Origin of the sequence: Microbacterium sp. MF43 (genome assembly GCF_012847295.1) — a bacterium.
Taxonomy (GTDB): Bacteria; Actinomycetota; Actinomycetes; order Actinomycetales; family Microbacteriaceae; genus Microbacterium.
Map to the genome: position 1 here is coordinate 26,430 of NZ_JABBDY010000005.1, position 22,333 is coordinate 48,762.

At 70.3% G+C, this 22,333-nt stretch carries 13 protein-coding genes; 5 read left to right on the forward strand and 8 right to left on the reverse strand.

Annotated elements, in window-relative coordinates; translation table 11 throughout:
- Nucleotides 1–32 precede the first annotated feature (32 nt).
- Together HF323_RS13950 and serS are read right to left on the reverse strand one after the other, a co-directional pair.
- A complete protein-coding gene (locus HF323_RS13950; protein ID WP_169583384.1) occupies nucleotides 33–986 on the reverse strand; it encodes an HAD family hydrolase in 954 nt (317 codons plus the stop codon).
- Complete coding sequence (serS, locus tag HF323_RS13955) at nucleotides 983–2,257, reverse strand: serine--tRNA ligase (RefSeq protein ID WP_169583386.1); 1,275 nt, start codon at nucleotides 2,255–2,257, stop codon at nucleotides 983–985. The genes HF323_RS13950 and serS overlap by 4 nt, the downstream gene beginning before the upstream one ends.
- Before the next feature lie 210 nt (nucleotides 2,258–2,467).
- Here serS and HF323_RS13960 point away from each other — a divergent pair, with 210 nt between their 5' ends.
- Together HF323_RS13960 and HF323_RS13965 are read left to right on the forward strand one after the other, a co-directional pair.
- The gene (locus HF323_RS13960) at nucleotides 2,468–3,883 is read left to right on the forward strand and encodes a diacylglycerol kinase family protein (protein WP_169583388.1); all 1,416 of its coding nucleotides are present in this window, start codon (nucleotides 2,468–2,470) and stop codon (nucleotides 3,881–3,883) included.
- 81 nt (nucleotides 3,884–3,964) lie between these two features.
- On the forward strand, nucleotides 3,965–5,320 hold the full coding sequence (locus HF323_RS13965) for a deoxyribodipyrimidine photo-lyase (RefSeq protein ID WP_169583390.1): 1,356 nt from the start codon (nucleotides 3,965–3,967) through the stop codon (nucleotides 5,318–5,320).
- Between the two features lie 96 nt (nucleotides 5,321–5,416).
- Here the strand turns inward: HF323_RS13965 and HF323_RS15775 are convergent, their stop codons facing one another.
- The 5 genes from HF323_RS15775 to HF323_RS13990 all read right to left on the reverse strand — a co-directional run bounded on the left by HF323_RS15775 (nucleotide 5,417) and on the right by HF323_RS13990 (nucleotide 12,750).
- Complete coding sequence (locus tag HF323_RS15775) at nucleotides 5,417–7,480, reverse strand: alpha-galactosidase (protein ID WP_169583392.1); 2,064 nt, start codon at nucleotides 7,478–7,480, stop codon at nucleotides 5,417–5,419.
- 9 nt (nucleotides 7,481–7,489) lie between these two features.
- Nucleotides 7,490–8,830, reverse strand: coding sequence for an extracellular solute-binding protein (locus tag HF323_RS13975; RefSeq protein WP_169583394.1), 1,341 nt, complete (start codon nucleotides 8,828–8,830; stop codon nucleotides 7,490–7,492).
- 73 nt (nucleotides 8,831–8,903) lie between these two features.
- Nucleotides 8,904–9,806: a carbohydrate ABC transporter permease gene (locus tag HF323_RS13980; protein WP_169583396.1), complete on the reverse strand. Its 903-nt coding sequence runs from the start codon at nucleotides 9,804–9,806 to the stop codon at nucleotides 8,904–8,906.
- Complete coding sequence (locus HF323_RS13985; protein WP_169583398.1) at nucleotides 9,803–10,738, reverse strand: sugar ABC transporter permease; 936 nt, start codon at nucleotides 10,736–10,738, stop codon at nucleotides 9,803–9,805. Before HF323_RS13985 ends, HF323_RS13980 begins: the two co-directional genes overlap by 4 nt.
- On the reverse strand, nucleotides 10,735–12,750 hold the full coding sequence (locus HF323_RS13990; RefSeq protein WP_169583400.1) for a beta-galactosidase: 2,016 nt from the start codon (nucleotides 12,748–12,750) through the stop codon (nucleotides 10,735–10,737). The genes HF323_RS13985 and HF323_RS13990 overlap by 4 nt, the downstream gene beginning before the upstream one ends.
- 144 nt (nucleotides 12,751–12,894) lie before the next feature.
- Between HF323_RS13990 and HF323_RS13995 the strand changes: the two genes are divergently transcribed.
- The 3 genes from HF323_RS13995 to HF323_RS14005 all read left to right on the forward strand — a co-directional run bounded on the left by HF323_RS13995 (nucleotide 12,895) and on the right by HF323_RS14005 (nucleotide 21,311).
- Nucleotides 12,895–13,914, forward strand: a complete 1,020-nt coding sequence (locus HF323_RS13995) for a LacI family DNA-binding transcriptional regulator (RefSeq protein ID WP_169583402.1) — start codon at nucleotides 12,895–12,897, stop codon at nucleotides 13,912–13,914.
- A 221-nt stretch (nucleotides 13,915–14,135) separates the two neighbouring features.
- The gene (locus HF323_RS14000) at nucleotides 14,136–15,197 is read left to right on the forward strand and encodes an MsnO8 family LLM class oxidoreductase (protein WP_169583404.1); all 1,062 of its coding nucleotides are present in this window, start codon (nucleotides 14,136–14,138) and stop codon (nucleotides 15,195–15,197) included.
- 144 nt (nucleotides 15,198–15,341) lie between these two features.
- Nucleotides 15,342–21,311 (forward strand): SdrD B-like domain-containing protein, encoded by a 5,970-nt coding sequence (locus HF323_RS14005; RefSeq protein ID WP_169583406.1) that lies wholly within the window; start codon nucleotides 15,342–15,344, stop codon nucleotides 21,309–21,311.
- Here the strand turns inward: HF323_RS14005 and HF323_RS14010 are convergent.
- Entirely contained in the window at nucleotides 21,277–22,323 is a 1,047-nt protein-coding gene (locus HF323_RS14010) for a class I SAM-dependent methyltransferase (RefSeq protein WP_223169461.1), read from the reverse strand. The genes HF323_RS14005 and HF323_RS14010 overlap by 35 nt on opposite strands.
- Nucleotides 22,324–22,333: the final 10 nt, after the last annotated feature.

Consider the following 22,333-nt stretch of genomic DNA (forward strand, 5'->3'; position numbering starts at 1 on the left):
AAAGGCGCTCCGGATGCCTCGCCCACGGCGTGTCAGAGACTGCGCAGCACCTCGGCGACGCCGCCCGCCTCGACCGACGTCGTGGTCTCGCCCGCGGCATCCCGGACCTCCTGCGGGCCCTGCGCCATCGCGACCGCCCGGCCGCCGTGCTGCAGCGCCCATGCGAACATGCCGACGTCGTTGCGTCCGTCGCCGATCACGAGGACCTGCTCGGGGCGGATGCCCAGCTCGGTGCGGACGCGCTCGAGCCCCGTGCTCTTGTCGACGCCCTGCGGGGCGATGTCGAGCCACGCCGTCCAGCCGACGGCGTACGAGACCTGGTGCAGGCCGATGCGCTCGACGAGCTCGAGGAACTCTCCCTCGCCCTGCTCCGGCGCGACGACGACGATGCGGCACACCCGCTGCTCGCTCAGTTCATCGAAGGGCACGCGGCGGGCGTGGACGAGGTTCCAGTCCTCGAGGTACTCGGTGTACAGGCGCTCGCCCCCGGGGAGCTCGACGAGATAGCGGGCGTCGGGCAGGTGCTCTCGGAGCAGCGTGAGCACCTCACGCGGGTCGAACGTCTCGACGTGCCAGCGCTCGTACGCGAGGTCGTCGGCGTCGATGCGCTTGAGCACGACCGCACCGTTCGAGCAGACGGCGTACTCGGGCGCGATGCCGAGCACCCGCATGATCCCGCGGGTGCTCTCCCACGCGCGCCCGGTCGCGATCATGACCTCGTGGCCGGCGCTCTGCGCGTGCGCGACCGCATCGACGACGCCCGGACTCAGCGACTCGTCCTCGAGCACGACGGTGCCGTCGATGTCGAGCACGATGAGCATGCGCTCGACCCGCACATCGGTGGCCGCGGTCTCGCGCGCCAGCTCGTCGACGAGCCCCGCGGCGCCGGACTCGGTCTCGACCTCGACCGCACCGGTCGCGGGGAGCGTCTCCTCGACGACCGGGTCGTTCACCAGGTCGCCGGCACTGTGCTCGGTGTCGGTCATGACACGGGCTCCATGACCTCGAGGCCGCCCAGGTACGGGCGCAGCACCTCGGGGACGGCGACCGAGCCGTCCTCACGCTGGTGGGTCTCGAGCATCGCGACGATCCACCGTGTGGTGGCCAGCGTGCCGTTGAGCGTGGCGACGTGCTCGGTCTTCCCGCCGCGGTCGGCGGGGAGCCGGTGGCGGATGTCGAGCCGCCGTGCCTGGTACGTCGTGCAGTTCGAGGTCGAGGTCAGCTCGCGGTACGCGTTCTGCGTGGGCACCCACGCCTCCACGTCGTACTTGCGTGCGGCGCTCGAGCCGAGGTCGCCCGCTGCGACATCGATCACGCGATAGCTGAGTCCCAGGTCCTGCAGCATGCCCTCCTGCAGAGCGACCAGGCGCAGGTGCTCCGCCTCGGCATCCTCGGGCGTCGTGTACACGAACATCTCGAGCTTGTTGAACTGATGCACGCGGATGATTCCGCGCGTGTCCTTGCCGTACGACCCGGCCTCGCGCCGGTAGCACGTCGACCAGCCGGCGTAGCGCTTGGCGCCCTTGCCCAGGTCGAGGATCTCTTCCATGTGGTAGCCGGCGAGCGGGACCTCGCTCGTGCCGACGAGGTACAGGTCGTCCTCTTCGAGGTGGTAAACCTCGGCGGCGTGCTGACCGAGGAACCCCGTGCCGCGCATCACCTCGGGCCGCACGAGCGTCGGCGGGATGAGCGGCGTGAAGCCGGCCTGCAGCGCACGGTCGAGCGCCAGGCTCATCAGCGCGATCTCGAGGCGCGCGCCGATGCCGGTGAGGAAGTAGAAGCGGCTCCCCGACACCTTGGTGCCGCGCTCCATGTCGATCGCGCCGAGCAACTCGCCGAGCTCGAGGTGGTCGCGCGGCTCGAACCCGAATGCGGGGACCTCACCGTGCGTGCGGAGGGTGACGAAGTCGTCCTCTCCCCCGGCAGGCACGCCGTCGATGACGATGTTCTCGATCTTCGAGAGGGCGAGGGCGGATGCCTCCTCCGCCGCCGTGACGGCGTGCTGCGCCTGCTTGACCCGCTCGCTCAGCTCCTTCGCCTCGGCGACGAGTGCTGCCTTCTCCTCTTTCGGCGCCTGGGCGACCCGCTTGCCGTGCGCGTTCTGCGCGGCGCGGAGCTCTTCGAACGCCGTGATGGCGGCACGCCGGTCGCGGTCGGCGGCGAGCGCCTCGTCGACCGTGTCGGGAGACTCTCCGCGGGCCTCCTGCGAGCGCTTGACCAGCACGGGATTCTCGCGGAGAAGAGCGGGATCGATCACCCTGCAAGCTTAGTCGCCGGGCGTCACGCCGGAATCTGAGCGCGCGCTGGGGTGACCGGCGAGCGCAGGCGGGTGCCCGGCGAGCGCGGCTCGGGCACTCGACGTCGAGAGACCAGGAGACGCGCCGCCTCCCTCCGCCCACGCACGCCGCACGTGCCGGTTCTTCCTGATTCTTCGCCGCTTCGTCCCCGCCGCCTTAGGGTGGGACCCATGGCTGGGGCATCCGGATCGAACGACGACACCGCGCGTCCCGACGACGCCGCGCGTCCCGACGACGCCGCGCGTCCCGACGACGACACTGCGCGTCCCGGCGACATCGATCCGCCCCACCCCGCCGATCGGATCTACGCCGACGGCCCCGGGACCGAGGAGATCGAGGCGGTGAACGCCGACATCGCGGCGCAGGTCGGCGAGCAGTCGGATGACTCGTCCTCCGGTCACTCCGCGGATGGAGGCGGGGACGAGGTATCCGCGACCGGTCCCGGCGGCGAGGACAAGCCGGACCCGGCGAAGGCTGCGAAGCCCGACGAGGTGATCCGCGAACCCGACGACATCGAGCCCGACACGGCTGACGGCGAGACCGGCGAGGCCCGCCGTGTCGGCCCCGAGGGCGCACCGCGGCCGATGGAGGGCGGAGCGGAGCGTCCGTCGCCGAAGGCTGCCCTCGTGTACAACCCCATCAAGGTCGACGCCGACGAGCTGCGCGCGAGTGTCGAGCGGCTGTCGCGCGAGGCGGGGTGGTCCGAGCCCCTGTTCTACGAGACGACGGTCGACGACCTCGGGGACGACGTCACCCGGCAGGCACTCGCCGAAGACGTCGATGCGGTGCTCGTCGCCGGCGGCGACGGCACGGTGCGCGCCGTGTCGGAGGCGATGAGCGGCAGCGGCGTGCCCCTCACGATCGTGCCGAGCGGCACCGGGAACCTTCTCGCACGCAACCTCCGGCTGCCTCTCGACGACGCGGAGGCGGTCATCCGGGCGACCTTCGAGGGCGACCAGCTCGCGATGGACGTCGGGTGGGCATCGCTGCGCCGCGCAGGGGGAAAGGTCGACGAACACGCGTTCGTCGTGATGGGCGGCATGGGGCTGGACGCTGCGATGATCGCGAACACCAGGCCCGAGCTGAAGAAGTCCGTCGGCTGGGTCGCCTACGTCGACGGCGCCGCGCGTTCGCTCGTCAGCGCGAAGCCGTTCCGGATCATGTACCAGCTCGCCGGGTCCCGGCTGCATTCGGCGCGCGTGCAGAGCGTGCTGTTCGCCAATTGCGGGTCGCTTCCCGCCGGTCTGGAGCTCATCCCCGAGGCATCCGTCACCGACGGCGCGCTCGACATCGTGATCTTCCAGCCCAAGGGCCTGTTCGGCTGGATCTTCGTGTGGCGCCGCGTCGCGTGGGACAACAGCTTCCTGCGGAAGTTCCGCGCCGGACGCCGCGTGCTCGCCCTCCGCACGAAGGACAACGCCGTCCGCTACTCGCGCGGCACCGGCATCGAGCTCGCGACGTCAGAGGCGCAGCCCGTGCAGCTCGACGGCGACGAGTTCGGCGAGGCCGTGCACGTGCGCACGCACGTCGCGGCGGGCGCGCTGCTCATCACGGTCCCGAAGGGTCACGACACCGACGGGGTGTGACCGCCCGTCAGGTACAGCTCGGGGCCGGGCCGGCCGTGTCAAGCCCACCGGTCCGGAGCCCCCGCCCGGCAGGATGGACCCATGCCGAGCTCCTCCCTCGTCTGGCTGCGGGACGATCTGCGCCTCGCCGACAACCCGGCGCTGCGGGCCGCGCTCGATCGCGACGAGCCTGTCGTGGCGCTGTACGTCCTCGACGAGGAGTCGCCGGGGGTGCGACCCCTCGGCGGAGCCGCACGCTGGTGGCTGCATCACTCCCTCGCCTCGCTCGCTGAGCGTCTCGCCGAGCGGGGCGGTCAGCTGGTCCTGCGGCGCGGTCCCGCCGAGCGCGTGGTGCGGGAGGCGGTGACGGATGCCTCGGCCACCGCCGTCTTCTGGAACCGTCGCTACGGCGGACCCGAGCGCGAGCTCGACGCCTCGCTCAAGGCGGCGCTCCGCGCGGACGGGATCGAGGTGGCCTCGTTCGCCGCGTCGGTCCTCTTCGAGCCGTGGACCATCACGACGGCGGCAGGCACGCACTTCTCCGTCTTCTCCCCCTTCTGGCGCGCGTGCCTCGCGCAGCCGGCACCGCGAGCGCCGTTGCCCGAGCCTCGGGAGGTGGGCGCAGCGCGGCGTTCGATCGCCTCCGACGATCTCGACGACTGGAGTCTGCTGCCGACGAAGCCGGACTGGGCGGGGGGTCTGCGCGAGACGTGGGAGCCCGGAGAGCCCGCGGCCAGGCGACGCCTGCGCGCGTTCCTCTCGGAAGACCTCGACACCTACGATCGCGGGCGCGACGAGCCCGCCGGCGGCGCGACGTCGCTGTTGTCACCTCGGCTGCGCTGGGGCGAGGTCAGCCCGCACACGGTGTGGCACGAGGCCGTGGCGCACGGCGGCGGGGGCAGGTTCCTGTCGGAGCTCGGCTGGCGCGAGTTCGCGTGGCACACGCTGTTCCACTTCCCCGACCTCGCGACGAAGAACCTGCGCCGCGAGTTCGACGCCTTCCCGTGGCCGCGACTCAAGCCGTCGCATCTCGAGGCGTGGCAGCGCGGGCGCACGGGGGTCGCCCTCGTCGACGCCGGCATGCGCGAGCTGTGGGAGACGGGCTACATGCACAATCGGGTGCGGATGGTGGTCGCGTCGTTCCTCGTCAAGAACCTGCTGATCGACTGGCGGCGGGGTGAGCAGTGGTTCTGGGACACACTCGTCGACGCGGATGCCGCGAACAACCCGTTCAACTGGCAGTGGGTCGCCGGGTCGGGCGCCGATGCCGCGCCGTACTTCCGCGTCTTCAACCCCGAGCTGCAGGCGAAGAAGTTCGATTCCGACGGCCATTACGTCCGGCGGTGGGCGCCGGAGCATCGATCGGATGCCCCGCCCGAGCCGATCGTCGATCTTGCGGAGACCCGCAAGGAGGCTCTCGCCGCGTACGAGGTGGTCAAGCGCGCGCCGCGGGGTTGAGCCGGCCGCCGGCGCGTTTCGACTCGCTGCGCTCGCTCAACGACCAGGGGCATCCGGTCGTTGAGCGAGGGAGCGCAGCGACCGAGACGAAACGGCTCAGACCGCCGTGACGTGCAGCACGACGGCGTTTCCCGGAAGGAGGAGCGGCATCGGCAGCCCGGTCTCGCAGAGCACCGCGCCGGGAAGCTCGATCTCCCCGGCGGCGAACCACGGCGGCGGTGCGTCCTCCAGCACCTCGGGCGGGGCGCCGAGATCGACCACCGTCACGCGATAGCGACGTGCGGCATCGAGACCCACGAGCCGAACCGGCGCGGGCAGCGCGGCGGGGGTCGCGTCGAGCACCGCGTACGAGAACAGCGCTTCGGACCGGTCCTGCGAGACGACGCCGTGGATCAGCACGGCGTCGTCCGAGGCATCCGCCCTCACGACCTTCCCGGAGTGGAGCACGTCGCGGTGTGCGCGGAAGGCGTCCGCCCACCGGCGCAGCGCCTCGAGGTCGCCCGGCGCGATGCGGGTGAGATCGGACTCGATCCCGGCGTGGCCGAAGAGGGCCGTGGCGAGCCGCAGCCCCAGCCCCGACACCCGTCCGGTCGTGTGGGCGCGCGCGTCGCCGACGTGCGAGCCGAGGTACTCGGGCGGGATCACGATGCCCGTCCACCGCTGGATCCGCTGGCGCACGAGCGGGTCGTTCGTGTCGCTGACCCACACGCGCTCGACCCGCCGCAGGATGCCGAGGTCGACGCGCGCGCCGCCCGACGCGCACGACTCGATCTCGACGCCGGGATGCGCCGCCCGCACGCGATCGAGCAACCGGTACAGCGCCCGCGCCTGCGTGCCGGTGTCGTCGACCAGGAGGTCGCGGTTGTGGTCCCACTTGAGGTAGGCGATCGCGTGCTCGCTCAGGAGTGCGTGGAGTCGCTCGAACAGGTGCTCCTCGACCTCGGGCAGCGACAGGTCGAGCACATGCTGCCAGCGCCAGGTCACCGACTCGGGACGACTGAGGAGCCATTCCGGATGCCTCCGCGCCAGTTCGGAGTCGAGACTGACCATCTCGGGCTCGACCCACAGACCGAACTCCATGCCGGCGGCATGCACCCGCTCGATGAGCGGGCCGAGCCCCTCGGGCCAGCGCACCGGGTCGACCGTCCAGTCGCCGAGAGCGCGGCGGTCGTCGGTGCGGCCGAGGAACCAGCCGTCGTCGAGCACGAAGCGCTCGACCCCGACCTCGCTCGCCCGCTCGATGAGCGGTTCGATCCTCGCGAGGGAGTGATCGAAGTACACCGCCTCCCACGTGTTGAGCGTCAGCGGCCGCGCTCGACCGACCGTCGACCAGGAGCGCACCCAGGGGTGGAGGCGGTCCGAGAGCCCGTCGAGCCCGGCCCCCGACCAGGTCGCCACGACCGTCGGCGCATCGTATTCCTCACCGGGCATGAGCGTCGTCGCTGCCGTTCGCTCACCCGCTCCCAGCAGCGCGGGTCCGAGATCGGCGCGCTCGAACCACTGCCGCGTGTCGCCGCTGAACGCCACGTGCGCAGCCCACACCTCACCGGATCGGAAGCCGAAGCCGGGCGTGCCGGCGATCATGAGGAACGGATCGTCGTGCCCGCCGCGGCCGTGACGCGTTTCGCGCAACCAGACGCCGTGGCCAGGCGTCACCCGCTGGGGAGCGCGCTCGCCCGCCCAGCGCCCGGAGAAGTCGAGCACCTCCCGCGCACGAGCGGGCACGGGAAGCGCGACACCCGCCGACGCCAGCACGAGCGGAGCCTCGCCGTCGTTGCGCACCGTCTGCGCGACGAGCAGCACGCCGTGAGCCGTGAGCTCCAGGCGCGTCGAGATCGAGGCATCCGCCCACCGGCTCTCGACGACGAGGGCCCCGCCCTCGCGCGTGGTGCGCACGTGACTCGGCACGCCCCGCACTCCGGGGAGCGAGAGCGGCGGATGCCCCGTCCACCCGTCGCCGAGCACAGGAAGCAGCGACACCCGCAGCGGCGCGTCGATCGAGCTCGGCGGCACCGCGGGCACCGCCGCATCGGCGAGGAGTTTCAGGTCGGCTTCGGCGAGCGCCCCGACGTCTCGTCCCCAGTGGACGACGGCCGGAACGCCCGCGCCGCGGGAGTCGAGCACGAGGCTGACTCCCGCGGCACGGAGGTGATGGATCACGCGGGGAGACTACTCCGCAACCGGGATCGACTGCGCCTTCAGGGTGGCGATCGTCGACTCCTGCGCCGCCTCGAGGGCCTCGAGGAGCGTGCCCTGACCGGTGACGGCCTTCTGGAAGCCGTCCGACACGTCCGCGTACGTCTGCGTCATGGTCGGGCCCCACACGAAGTCGGGGTTGACCTGCTCAGCCGCCTCGGCGAAGACCTCGTAGATCTTCTGGCCGCCGTAGAACTCCACGCCCTCCTGGAGCGACGGCAGCTGCAGACCGGCCGTCGTGGCGGGGTAGATGTTCGCCGACTCGTTGAGCGCGGTGAGCGCCTCGTCGGACGTGTTCAGCCACAGGGCGAACTTGGTCGCCTCGTAGAGGTGCTCGGTGCCCTTGAACACGGCGATCGACGAGCCGCCCCAGTTGCCCGAGCTGGCGCCGCCGTCCTCCCACTGCGGGGACGGAGCGACCGACCACTTGCCGGCCGTGTCGGGAGCGCCCGACGAGATCGAGTTGGCGCCCCACACGGCGGAGTTCCAGGTCCAGACCTCACCGGAGTTGTACGCGTTGTTCCACTCCTCGGTCCAAGCCGGGTACGTGGCGACGAGGTCCTCGTCGAGCAGCTCCTGCCAGTACTCGGCGACCGTCGTGGACTCCTCGCCGGTCAGCTCGACGGTCCACTCCTCGCCGTCGTTGGCGAACCAGTCGCCGTTGCCCTGCCACACGAAGCCCGCGAACTGGTTGATGTCGGCGGTGGAGAAGTTCGTGATGTAGCCGCCGGCCTCGCGCACCTTGACGGCGGCTTCCTTGTACTCCTCCCACGTCGTGGGAACCTCGATGCCGTTCTGCTCGAACAGGTCGGAGCGGTAGAACAGCGCCATGGGGCCGGAGTCCTGGGGGATGCCGTAGACGCCGTCGGTGCCGAGCGTCACCTGTCCCCACGTCCACGGGATGAACTGCTCCTCGGCGGCGACGACGTCCTCGCACGCGGACAGGTCCTCGAGTCCGTCCTGCACGCGGAAGCTCGCGAGCGCGTCGTACTCGATCTGACCGAGGTCGGGGGCGTTGCCCGCCTCGAGCTGGCTGAAGAACGACTGGTACGTGCCGCCGTTGCCGTTGGGGCCGGTCTGCACCTCGACCTGGATGTCGGGGTTCTGCTCGTTCCAGATGGCGACGACGTCCTCGATGCCCGGGATCCACGAGGTGAAGTCGAGCGTGACGTTCTCGTCCGACGGGGCGCAGGCCGAGGCATCCGCTCCCCCGCCGTCGGTGCCGCTGCCGGAACCGCCCGCGGCGCATCCGGCGAGCGCGAGTGCGCTGAGCAGTGCGACGCCGGTGACGACTGCCCTCTTGTTGTGCTGCATGATCTTCCTTACTTGGTGAGGTGGTGATCGGGATTTACAGGGGATGCCTCGGGCGCGGACCCGCGGCAGGGACTCACTTCACGGACCCGGTGCCCAGGCCGTTGCGCCAGAAGCGCTGAAGGAGGAGGAAGGCGACGATGAGCGGGACGATCGAGAGGAACGACCCGACCAGGACGTAAGTGCGCAGCTCGGGGATCTGGTTGAGCTGCGTGTTCCACGCGTAGAGGCCGTACGTGACGGGGAACAGCTCCTGGCTGCGCAGCATGATCAGCGGCAGGAAGAAGTTGTTCCAGATCGACACGAACTGGAAGAGGAACACCGTGATGAGGGCCGGCATCATGAGCCGGGCCGACACGGTGAAGAACGTGCGCACCTCGCCGGCGCCGTCGATGCGGCCCGCCTCGATGAGCTCGTCGGGCACGCTCGCCGACGCGTAGATGCGGCTCAGGTACACGCCGAAGGGGCTCACGATGCTGGGCAGCAGCACCGCCCAGAACGTGTTGGTCATGTTGACCTGGCTGAACAGCAGGAAGAGCGGCAGAGCCAGCGCGGTGGCCGGCACGAGGACGCCGCCCAGCACGACGTTGAAGTACACCTCCCGCCCGCGGAAGCGATACTTCGCCAGCGCGTAGCCCGCCATCCCGGCGAAGACGGTCGCGAGGAGGGCACCGAGACCGGCGTACGCCAGGCTGTTGAGGAGCCACCGCAGGTAGATGCCGTCGTTGTAGGCGAACAGGTCGGCGACGTTGGCGAAGAAGTTCCAGTCCGCGAACCACAGCGCGTTCGTGGTCAGCAGGTCTCCGCGGTCCTTCGTCGAGGCGATGAACAGCCACCAGATCGGCACCAGGAAGTAGAGCGTGAAGACGCCCATCACCAGGAGGGCGGCACCGCGCGAGAGGATGCTCTCCTTCGGCCCGCGGGAGGCGGGCGTGAGGTCGTCGGCCGTCGCGCCGGCGGTACGGGTGAGGAGGCTCATGCTTCGGCCTTCCGCTGAGTGACCTTGAGGAACACGAACGACAGCACGAATGTCGCGAGCGCCAGGACGACCGAGAAAGCCGCCGCGAGGTGCGTGTTGGGGATCGAGTTGGTCGCGTAGATGGTCATGTTGGGCGTGTACGTGCTCGACACCGCCGCGCTGAACGACCGGAACACCTGCGGCTCGGCGAGCAGCTGCAGCGTGCCGATGATCGAGAAGACCGCCGTGAGGATGAGCGCGGGTGCGATCATCGGGATCTTGATCGACCACGCGATGCGCACCTGCCCGGCGCCGTCGAGTCTGGCCGCCTCGTAGACCTCGGACGGGATCGCCAGCAGCGCCGAGTAGATGATGAGCATGTTGTAGCCGACGAACACCCACGTCACGACATTCGCGATCGACCACAGCACGAGCTCCGGCGAGAGGAAGTCGACCGTCCGCGTCACATCGGTGAACGGCGAGAGGTTCGGGGAGTACAGGAAGCCCCACATGATCGCCGCGATGACGCCGGGCACGGCGTACGGCGCGAAGAACGCGAGCCGGAAGAACTTCTTGCCCTTGAGCACCGGGGAGTCCAGCAGCAGCGCGAACAACAGGGCCAGGCCGAGCATGACGGGCACCTGCACGACGCCGAAGAGCAGCACGCGGCCGACCGACTCCCAGAACGGAGCGTTCTGGAAGACGAGGATGTACTGCGTCAGCCCGCCGAAGACCTCCGTCGGCTCGCCGTACAGGCCTTCGCGCTCGACGACCAGCAGCGATTGCCACACGGCGTAGCCGATGGGGATCAGGTAGAAGAGCAGGAACAGCACGCTGAACGGGCCGGTGAAGATCGCGATCGCGCCCTTGTGCGGGGTCTTGCGCCGCGCCGCGCCGGGTGCTCCCGTCCCCTTTCGGGCTCCTCGTGTCACGAGGACTTCCGTGGCGGTCATGCGGCCGCCTCCTCTCTGATGATGCGGACGGCTCCGCCGGGGACCACCAGGTCTCCGGCGACCGGCATCTCGGTGATGAGTTCTGCGCCGCGTGCCGCGACGGATGCAGGGGCACCGCCGTGGTTCACGACGAACAGGTACGAGGCATCCGCCCCCGTCCGGCGCACGATCTCGAGCGCGCCGTCGCCGCCGCGCACGTCGGCCGCGGGGCGCACGCCCGCTTCGGCGGCCAGACGGCCGAGCAGCTCGCGGTACGCATCGGCGTCGAGCAGCGTCGCGACGTACCACGCCGCCCCCTCGCCACACGCGTTGCGGGTGACGGCGGGGTGGCCTGCCGAGGGCCCGTCGGTGAAGGATGCCTCGACCGCCGCCGTGGTGACGTGCGCGCGCTCCGACCACAGTCCGGCACCGGCGCCGGTGCTGAGGGTGAGCGGCTCGCCGGGCGCGACGGGAGCGAACTCCTCCACGCGGATTCCGAGCGCGTCGCGGAACGGTCCGGTGTAGCCGCCGGTGTAGACGCGGTCGTCCTCGTCGACGGTTCCGCTGTAGAAGGTGATGAGGGCGGTGCCGCCTGCGGCGATCCAGTCGGTGAGGACGGATGCCTCGCTCTCGCGCACCAGGTGCAGACCGGGGACGACGACGAGCCGGTACGCCGACAGGTCCGCCCCGGGCGCGACGATGTCGACCGTGAGGCCCAGCGCGTGGAGCGCGCCGTACGCCGCATGCACCTGGTCGAGGTAGCCGAGCGACTGGCTTGGGCGGGACTCGGTGTGGGTGACCCACCAGGACTCCCACGAGAAAACGAGAGCGACATCGGCCTGCACGCGCGAGCCGGCGACCTCGGAGATGCGGTCCACGATGCCGCCCAGCTCCACGACCTCGCGCCACACGGCGCTGTCGGTGCCGGCATGGGGAAGCATCGCCGAGTGGAACTTCTCGCTGCCCTGCACCGAGGCGCGCCACTGGAAGAAGCACACTGCGTCGGCGCCGCGCGCGACGTGGGTGAGGGAGTTGCGGATGATCTCGCCCGCGGCCTTGGGCTTGTTGAGCGGCTGCCAGTTCACGGCGCCGGTCGAGTGCTCCATGAGCAGCCAGGGCGCCCCCCGCCCCAGCCCGCGGGAGAGGTCCGCGGCGAAGGCCAGCTCGGCGAGCGGATCGCCGAGGCGGTGGTCGAGGTAGTGGTCGTTGGCGACGATGTCCATGTCGGCGGCCCACGACCAGTAGTCGAGGTTCTCGATGTGCGCGGTGACCATGAAGTTGGTCGTGATCGGCACGGCGCTGATGCCGCGGATGACGTCGGCTTCGGCGCGGTAGTACGAGAGGAGCTCGTCGGAGCTGAAGCGGTGGAAGTCGAGGAACTGCCCGGGGTTGCGCGTCGACAGCGTCGCACGGGGCGGAAGGATCTCGTCCCACTCCCGGTAGGTCTGGCTCCAGAAGGCGGTGCCCCAGGCGCTGTTGAGCGCATCGAGCGTCTCGTACCTGCCGCGCAGCCAGCGGCGGAACGCGGCGGCGCTCTCATCGCAGAAGCACATGGCGTTGTGGCAGCCGAGCTCGTTCGACACGTGCCACAGCGCGACCGCGGGGTGGTCGCCGTAGCGACGGGCGACGGCGTCGACCAGTCGGAGGGCCGCCTCACGGAACAGCGGTGAGCTGGGGCACCACGCCTGCCGGCCGCCGGGGAAGCGGCGCGTGCCGTCCTCGGCCATCGGCAGGATCTCGGGGTGGGCGGTGGTGAGCCACGCGGGAGGCGACGCCGTTCCGGTGCCCAGGTTCACGCGGATGCCGGCGGTGTGGAGCCGCCCGAGCACGTCGTCGAGCGCCCGGAAGTCGTACTCCCCGGCGCGCGGCTCGATGTGCGACCAGCCGAAGATGTTGATGGCCACGAGGTCCACGCCGGCCTCGCCCATCAGCGCGATGTCCTCGTCCCACACCTCGGGCGTCCACTGTTCGGGGTTGTAGTCGCAACCGAACGCGATGCCGTCGTGCTCGAAGGGGCGGGCGGGGGTGGTCATGCTCTCCTCGGATCTGTGAACGTGCACAGATCCGAGCGCGATTCCTCGACGCTGAGGTTCTGTGAACGTGTACAGAGTAAGCCTGCCGGAATTCCGTGTCAATATCGCCAACACGGAGTGTGCGCGTGCACATACCATGGTCCCGTGGAGTCCAACGGTCGCAAGCGCCGCGCCACCGTGAAGGATGTCGCAACCGAGGCAGGAGTCTCGCGCGGCACCGTCAGTCGCGTGCTGAACGGTCAGCCCTACGTCTCGGACGAGGCCCGCGCCGCCATCGACGCCGCGATCGCAAAGGTCGGTTTCGTGCCGAACCGCGCCGCGCGCAGCCTCGTGATGCAGAGTTCGCAGGCCATCGGGCTCATCGTCCACGAGCCGCACTCGCTCTTCGTCGAGGACCCGAACATCGGCTCGATCCTCCTCGGCGCGAACGCCGCCCTGTCCGAGGCGGACTACCAGCTGTCGTGCCTGATCGCCGATTCCACGCGCGACATCGAACGCCTCGCGCGCTACCTCAGCGGTGGACTCATCGACGGGGTCATCATCGTCTCCGCCCGCGTCGGCGACCCGATCACGCGTGCCGTCGCCGACCTGCGGCTTCCCGCGGCTTTCGTCGGGCATCCGCGCGACATCGGCGAGGCGGCCTACGTCGCGATCGACAACCGGGGCGCCGCGCGCGAGATCACGACCCGGCTCATCGCGACCGGTCGACGGCGGATCGGCATGGTCGCCTCGGCCCTCGACCGCGACTCCGGCTCCGACCGGCTCGCCGGCTTCGTCGACGCCCTCGGCAACAGGTTCGACCCGCAGCTCGTCGAGCGCGTCCCGCTGTACTCCTACTCCGACGGGCAGGCCGGCATGCGGGCGCTGCTCGAACGCGCCCCCGACATCGACGGAGTCTTCGCCTCGAGCGATGCCGTCGCCGCGGGCGCGATGGACGTGCTGCAGGCGGCGGGCCGCAGCATCCCGCGCGATGTCGGCGTCGTCGGATTCGACGACAGCTCGTGGGCGCTGCGGTGCGATCCGCCGCTGTCGACGGTGCATCAGCCGGCGACAGAGCTGGGGCGGGCCGCCGCGGAGTCGGTGCTGCGCCAGCTGCGCGGCGAGGACCCCGAGAACGGCGGGCGCGTGCTGGAGTGCCCGGTCGTCTGGCGCGAGTCGGCCTGACGCGCGTCCCCGGGGGTGCGCTTCACCTCGCTGCGCTCGCTCAACGACCGGTGCGAAAGAGGACCGGAAGGCCAGGTGACGCCGCCGGCCCTGGGCCGCAGCGGGACAGATTCAGGAAGACCCGTCCGGCACGCCGGGAGACGGATGCCTCGACCGGCGTGTCTCCTGAATCCGTTCCACCGCGCGGAATGGCGGCACCGGCGAGCGGGTTGCAGTTCGAGATGAGCACTGCGACCCCGGCCCTTTCCGTCCTCGACCTCGTGCCGGTGCGCGCCGGGCAGTCCAGCGCCCAGGCGGTCGCGGCATCCCTCTCGCTCGCCTCCGCGGCCGACCAGCTCGGCTACACGCGCTACTGGTTCGCCGAGCACCACAACATGCCTGCCGTGGCATCGACGACACCGCCGGTCCTCGCCGCCGCCGCGGCAGCGAGGACCACGCGCATCCGGCTCGGATCGGGCGGGGTGATGCTGCCGAACCACTCCCCCCTCGTCGTCGCCGAGCAGTTCGCCGCGCTCGAGGCCCTCGCTCCCGGCCGCATCGACCTCGGGCTCGGGCGGGCTCCGGGCTCGGACCCCGTCATCACCCAGCTGCTGCGCCAGAGCGGCACGACGAGCGACGTCGAGCGCTTCCCCGATCACGTGCGCGACATCGTGTCGCTCGTCTCACCCGACGGCGCGAGCGTGCGCTTCACGTCGGGCGGCACCTACGACGTGCACGCCACCCCCGCAGCCACGACCGTGCCCGAGGTCTGGCTGCTCGGCTCGAGCGACTACTCGGCCCAGCTCGCGGCGGCTCTCGGCCTGCCGTACGTCTTCGCCAACCACTTCTCCGGGCAGGGCCTCGAGCGCGCGCTCGACCTGTACCGGAGCGCCTATCAGCCGAGCGAGGCCCACCCCGAGCCGCGCACCTTCCTGACCGCGAACGTGCTCGCCGCCGGCACCGCCGAGGAGGCCGAGGAGCGCGCACTCCCGAACCTGCGCATGACCGCGCGCCTGCGGACCAATCGGCCGCCGCTCCCGCTCGAGACCGTGGAGCAGTCGATCGCCGGAGCCGCGGACTTCGACGGTCTGGGCGACACGTTCATGGCATCCGCCCGCGCCAACTGGTTCGTGGGCACCGCCGTGGCGGTCGCCGGCGAGCTCCGGAAGTTCGCGGCCGAGCACGGTGTCGACGAGATCATGATCTCGCCGATCGCCGGGTCGTATGACGCCGAGCCGATGGATGCCGCGCCCGGCCGGCTGCAGACTCTCGAGCTTCTCGCGGCCGAGCTCGACCTCTGCTGACGCGACCTCACCGAATACACAGAGACATTACGAAAACCACCCGTTGTGGGTGATGCCTTCGTCTGCACGCCTCAGGAGCGTAGAACCGTGGCTTGTGAGAAAGCGACTTCCCGCGCTCTGCCACAGACCGAGAAGGAGTCATCCATGTCGGGCCAGAAGACGGGCGCCCACCGCGCGAGGTCGAAGCGAGAAGCACGGCGAACTGCCGTGTTCGCGACCGTGGTCGCCGTGATCATGGGCACCATGCTCCCGATGGCGGGGACCCCCGCGGCGGTGGCGGGGCCCGGGAGCCTCATCTCCGGAATCGTGTGGGCCGACGCGAATCGCGACGGTCTGCGGGATGCCTCGGAGTCGACCAAGCCGGGGGTCACGGTCCAGCTCCTGTCCTCACCGGGCGGTGCCGTGATCGCCTCGACAGTCAGCGGGGTGGGCGGCACGTACTCTTTCGCCAACGTCGCCGACGGCGCCCACGTGGTGCGCGTGAATGCGCCGGGACCGTTCCGCTTCCCCGCCACCGCCACGGGCGCGAACGACTTCGTGCGCGCCGGACAGCCCCTGCCCGGCGACCCCGAGCGAGGAGTGAGCGCCGCATTCACCATTGCGGGCGCCACGCAGGTGACCGGCTTGGACGCCGGGATGCAGCCCATTGCCGATCTGCTGGTCGAGCTGCTCCCCGAAGCCGACGCGTGCCAGGGACTCGCCATCACGGGCCTTCCCCCGTTCGACGCGTCCGACGGCCCGGGCCTCGACTCGGGCCCCGGCAACTGCATCGTGCGCACAGAGGATTCTGTGCTGCAGTCGTACTCGGTGTCACTCACCGGCCTTCCCACCGGGGCGACGGTGCCGAACGTCGTGGCGCAGTTCACCCTCTCCTCACCCGACGGGGCGGCGCTCGAACTGGTCGGCCCCAACACGAATGGGCTGCCCGCCGGTTGCCTCGCCGCCGCCAACGGAGCCAACCCCGCGTCCTCGCGCACGCTGAACGCGGACGGATCGATCACCGTGACCTGCAACCTCGGGACGATGTCGTCGAGCGTCGCGGCGATCCAGTTCGCGCACCGCTTCACCACCGACACCCCCGTCCCCGCGCACGCGAGCGTCGAGCTCCATGCCTACGCGGGCCAGGGAGACGCGGGAATGTCCAACTCGGTCTCCGGGCCCGAGGTCGCGGTGACGGCCACCGCGCAGTGGGATCTCCAGAAGGTCCTCTACCCCTCGACCGCCGTCGGCAATGCCGGACCCGACTTCACGATCCTCAACGTCGGCGGAACTCCTCTCGAGGGCTACCTGCTGCGCTACCGGTTCAACATGGTCGACCTGATGGGCGGCGTCGGCGGCGCGGAGCTCCTGTGGCCGGTGACCTTCACAGACGTGTTGCCCGAGTTTCCTGGCGCCCGGATCACCGAGTGCCGATCGGGCCATCCGGTCGACGGCCTCGCCTCATCGCCCTGGACGCTCACCTGTCCGCCCGTCACCGAGGTGCAGGGGACCGACGGCTGGGAGCTCAGCATCCGGCCCAACAGCGGAGTGGGCGCAGACACCGGCGGCGGACAGATGATCATGACGGTGTTCGTCCCCCTCGACGAGATGAATCGCGCGATCGACCCCACCTGGCAGCCGGGTGACGACGTGCCGACAGGGTCGTTCAGCTACGACAACCGGGCTCAGGACACCGATCACTGGGCCATGAACGGCGGCGAACTGAACTTCGGCAACGGGCAGGAGCCGGGGTGGGACGGCACCGGGAACAACCTCGCCACGCGGACTGCGAGCTCGGCCGCACCGTCGTGGGATCTGCAGAAGAACTTCCGCCAGGGGCCGGCATTCACCACGCAGATCATCGACGGCGTGCCCGTGGAGGGTTACACCGTGGACTACGACTTCCGGATCCTGGATCTGGCCGGCCCCGAGAATGTCGGACCGTGGCTCGATCGCCCGATCACGTTCAAGGATCGGCTGGTCACTCAGCCCGACGCGATCCTGCTGAGCTGCCGGGAGCTGCAGCCCGACCCGAACGTCGCCTCCACCACGTGCGAGACGGGTGTGCAGCCTGCTGATGGCTGGGACATCAGCGCGATGCCGAATCAGCGGGGATTCAACAACCGTCGGATGGACTTCATCGCCCGCCTGTTCCTTCCGCTCGACGACCTGCCATCGGACCCTTGCGAGACCGGTGCGACGATCGACCTCCGCAACGAGGCGGTCGACTCCGATCACTGGACGATCGAGGGGCAGCCGAACAACGGCACGGGCTTCGAACCGGGATGGGACGGCACGACGGCGACCGGGAACAATCTCGATGTGCGAAGCGTGCGACCTTCGACCGGCGAGTGCGGAACGCTCACCGGCAACAAGCAGTACATCCGTAACGGTTTCGAGGTCACGACGCCCACCTTCGGGGGAGATGTCGTGCAGTCGCGCGTCTCCCTCTCGGCCAACAACGCGCGGGTCTCCGTCGACGACCTGCGCATGTGCGACGTGTTCGACGTGTCCGTGTTCGAGCTCGTGCCCGGCACCCCGCGGATGGGGGCCTTCCCGTCAGGGAGCAACGTCGACCCCTCCGACTTCGTGATCGAGTACGCCGTCGGGCCGAACGAGGTGGATACGCAGGCAGGACCCATCTCCGGGGGTGTGTATCCCATCGACGCATCCTCGCTGAACACGGCCGCCGCGGGCTGCCGCACCTACGCGGGGCCCTGGGCGACAGATCCGGCCGCGGAGTTCGGCGCCGACTGGCTGGACAGCGTGAACATGGTGCGCATCCGCCCCGTCGACCCGAGCCATGTCCAGCCGGGGCCGTTCGCCTCTCATCTCATGTTCGAGCTCGAGACCCGCACGTTCTACAACGGTGGCCCGAACGCCGGCGAACCGATCCCCTCGGGCGTGCGCCTCACGAACGTGGGCGCGTGGCCGACGGGGCAGAGCGGCGACGGCTGGGCCACGCTGCCACGTCAGCTCACGTTCTCGGGCATGCAGCTCGCGGTGTCGAAGACGGTCACCCCGACGCAGTACCTCCCCGGCGATCCTGCTGTCTGGGACCTGCAGGTCAGCATCAACCGCGCCACAATCGGCGCCACACTGCTCGACCTCGAGGTGGTCGACACGATTCCCCAGGGTCTTCACTTCGATATGGGATGCACGCAGGGCCTGCTGCCTGCCGGCGTCACGGTCAGTTACGATGCGGCGACCCGTCAGGCGACCTTCCGCGCCGGGGACGTCGAGATCGAGACTGCTCCGTCGCAGTGGGTGTTCCATGCCACGAACGGTGCGCCACGCCTCCGGATCTGCACGCGGGTGGATACGCTCGCCCAGCCTGGCGACACCTATGTCAACACGGTCCTGGCGAGGGCGTCCAACGCCGAGAACCAGCCCACTGCCACGGCGACGATCCAGGTCGTCGGCTCGGGGCAGATGGGCATCACCAAGTCCGTCGACAAGCCCTTCGTCGCCAGTGGCGAGACGTACTCGTGGTCGCTGGAGTGGGGCAACACCTCGACGGTGCTCTCGTTCCTCCCGCCCGACGTGATCGATGTGCTTCCGTGGAACGGCGACGGCGCCGCGGATGCCCCGTCGCGACGTGACCAGTTCTCCTCGCAGTACACCGGGCTGGCCGAACTCGTCGGGCCGCTCGCGGCGCCGACGTACGTGCGAGGCGGCGCCGGCTCGGTACCGGGAACCTGGTACTACACGACGACCCCGTCGCCGAGCGTCGACCACGATCCTCGCGATGCGACGAACGTCGACCCGGCCGCGCCCGGCGGTCGGTGGCTCACGGCGGCCGAAGTCGCCGACTTCGACGACGTGACGGCCGTGCGATTCGTCTCGAGCACGGCGCTGCCCGTGCAGTCCCGCGTCCTCGCCCAGATCGCCGCCGTATCGACGAGCAACGACCTCGACAACGTCTACGTGAACCGCGCGATGATTTTCTCGCCGACGTTCGCGCTGCAGCCCCTGCTGTCGAACGAGCCGTACGTGCTGATGCCCGGCTTCACGCTGGGTGATCTGGTGTGGATGGATGCCGATGGCGACGGCACCCTCGATGGCGAGGAGCAGGGCGTGCCCGGGGTGACCGTCCAGGTGCGCGACGCCGGAGGGGACGTGATCGCCTCGGCCGTCACCGACGCGGCGGGACGCTGGTCGGTCGCGGCGCTGCCGGCGGGCACCTACACCGTCCACGTCCCGGCGGCGATGTTCACCGGCGGCGGCCCTCTTGCAGGTCACCGGGTGAGCACGTTCGGATCCGGCGACGCGCTCGATCCGAACGAGAACGACGACAACAACAACACGGCATCCCCCGATCCGGCTGCCGCCGGGCTCACCAGCGCGCCGGTGACGCTGGAGTACGTGCGCGACGGCGACGGCGACCTCACGGGCGGCAACGGCCCGAGCGGCGACGACGTGGCCTCGCTCGCGGCAGCCCTCATCCCCGACTCGTTCACCGCATTCACGATCGACCTGGCGGTGATCGCGGCCTCCGCGATCGACATCGAGAAGGCCACCAACGGCGAGGATGCCGACGATCCGACGGGACCCTTCGTCCCCGACGGCGGGGAGGTGCGCTGGACGTACGTGGTGACCAACACCGGCGCCCTGGACCTGACGGATGTCACCGTGACGGACGACATGGTCGACGCGGGCGACATCGACTGCGACGGTACGGGGAGCAATGTCATCCCCGGACCGCTCGGCCCCGGAGCATCCGTCACCTGCACGGCCACGGGCGCAGCGACCGCCGGCCAGTACGCCAACACCGGCGCGGTGAGCGCGCTGGACTCCACCGGCACGGCGGTGACCGACGAGGACCCCTCGCACTACTTCGGCGCAATGCCGTCGGTCGACATCGAGAAGGCGACGAACGGACAGGACGCCGACGACCCGACCGGCCCGCTTGTGACGGTGGAGGGCGACGTGCGCTGGACCTACGTGGTCACGAACACCGGCAACGTGCCGCTCACCGATGTGACGGTGACCGACGACCTGGTCGCGGCGGACGACATCGACTGCGGCGGCACGGGGAGCAACGTCCTTCCCGGGCCGCTCGCGCCAGGAGGACGCGTCACGTGCGTCGCATCGGGCACGGCCGTAGCCGGGCAGTACACCAACCTGGGAACGGTCCTGGCGACCGGACCCGAGATGACGGACGCCGCCGGCGAACCCGTGCCGGGAGTCCAGGTCGGAGACGAGGACGCCTCCCATTACCTCGGCATCGAGCCCGCCGTGCAGATCGTGAAATCGACCGACGGCGAGGATGCGAACGAGGCTCCCGGTGTCGAGCTCGCCGCGGGCGACGACGTCGAGTGGACCTACGTGGTCACCAACACCGGCACCGCCCCCCTCACGGATGTCACCGTGACGGACGACCGGGTGGAGTCCGACGCCATCGACTGCGAGGGCACCAGCGAGAACGTGATCCCCGGCCCCCTCGCGCCGGGAGCGTCCGTCACGTGCACCGCCTCCGGCGAGGCGATCGAAGGACAGTACGCGAACACCGGAATGGTCGAGGGGACGGGCCCCGCGACGACCGACGCCGACGGGGAGCCGGTCGCCGGCGAAGTCGTCGCCGACGCCGACCCCTCGCACTACTTCGGTCACTTCGCCGAGGTCGACATCGAGAAGGCCGTCAACGGCGAGGACGCGGACGAGGCCCCGGGAGTGCCGCTCACCGAAGGCGACGACGTCGAGTGGACCTATGTCGTCACGAACACGGGCTCGGTGCCCCTGACGAACATCGTCGTCAGCGACGACCTGCTCGAGGCGAGCGAGATCCGGTGCGACGGCACGCCGTCCCACGTCGTCGCCGGTCCGCTCGCACCGGGAGCCTCGTTCACCTGCGAGGCGGACGGCGTGGCGATCGGCGGCCCGTACGTCAACATCGGGTCGGTCCGTGCCGATGCTCCCGACCTCGACACGACGGTCACCGACGAAGACGCGGCGCACTATACCGGGTCACCCAAGACCGCCATCGGCGGGGATGGCGACCTGCCCGCAACGGGTGGTCCGGACCCGACGCCCCTGATCTGGGCAGGCGCTCTCGGCGTGGTGCTCGGCGGAATCCTGCTGCTGGCGACCCGGCGCAGGGTCAGCGCAGCAGGGAGTAGAACCGGAAGAAGCTGAAGTCTTCGATGGGGAGGATCTGCAGATCGGCGAATCCGGCATCCTGCGCGTAGCGTCGGAGGGTCTCGGGGCGCATGACGGTCCCGGTGCCGGCGCTCGGCCGATGCGACAGTCCGTCGGGCAGGCAGCAGAAGAGGCTGAATCCGTACATGAGTCGTTCGACGTCGTCACCGGGCGCGACGAGCCGCTCCCCTACCGCCTCGTCCATGACGACCACCGGCCCGCCGTCCCGGACCGCGACCCGCATCGCCCCCAGCACATCGACAGGCCGGGGCATGTCGTGGATGCACTCGAAGGCGAAAGCGGCGTCGAACGGGCCGTAATACTCGAGTCCGTCGCCGTCGGCGTTGTGGAACTCCACGCGGTCCGCCACGCCCGCCTGCTCGGCGTTCATCCTCGCGAGCTCGATCGAGGGCTCGTCGATATCGAACCCGTGCACGCGGAGCTCCGGGTAGGCGCGTGCCAGTTCTATCGACGACCAGCCTCCGCCCATCCCCACGTCGGCGATGCGTCCGCCGGGGCGGGACAGCACTTCGTGGAGGTCCGGCACCTCGGCGAACGCCGCACCGAGCTCTGCGAACCACGGCCGGTTCAGGTCGGCCTGCGCCTCGCGCGCATCGGCGCCGAGCTGCTCCCAGCTCACGCCCCCTCCGGTGCGATAGGCGTCGAGAAGGTGGGCCGTCTGCGCCCCGGATGCCGCGAACAGCCGCGTCAGCGGAGCCAGATAGGCGAGGCTGGTCATGTCGGTCAGCACCTCGGCCGCACCGGCCGGCAGCGCGTATCGCCCATCGTCGCCCAGGGAGAGGACCCCGCTCGTCGCCTGCTGTTCGAGCCACTCCCGCGCGTACCTCGGCGCTGTCGCGGTGCGCGCGGCCAGTTCGTCCGGCGTGCAAGGTCCATGATCGGCGAGGCTGCGATACCAGCCGAGCCGGTCGCCGACGTAAGCCGACATGACGTCGATCCAGCCCAGGGCGGAGGACAGCATGCGCTCGGCGAAGGCGTCGGCGCTCATGCCGGCAGGG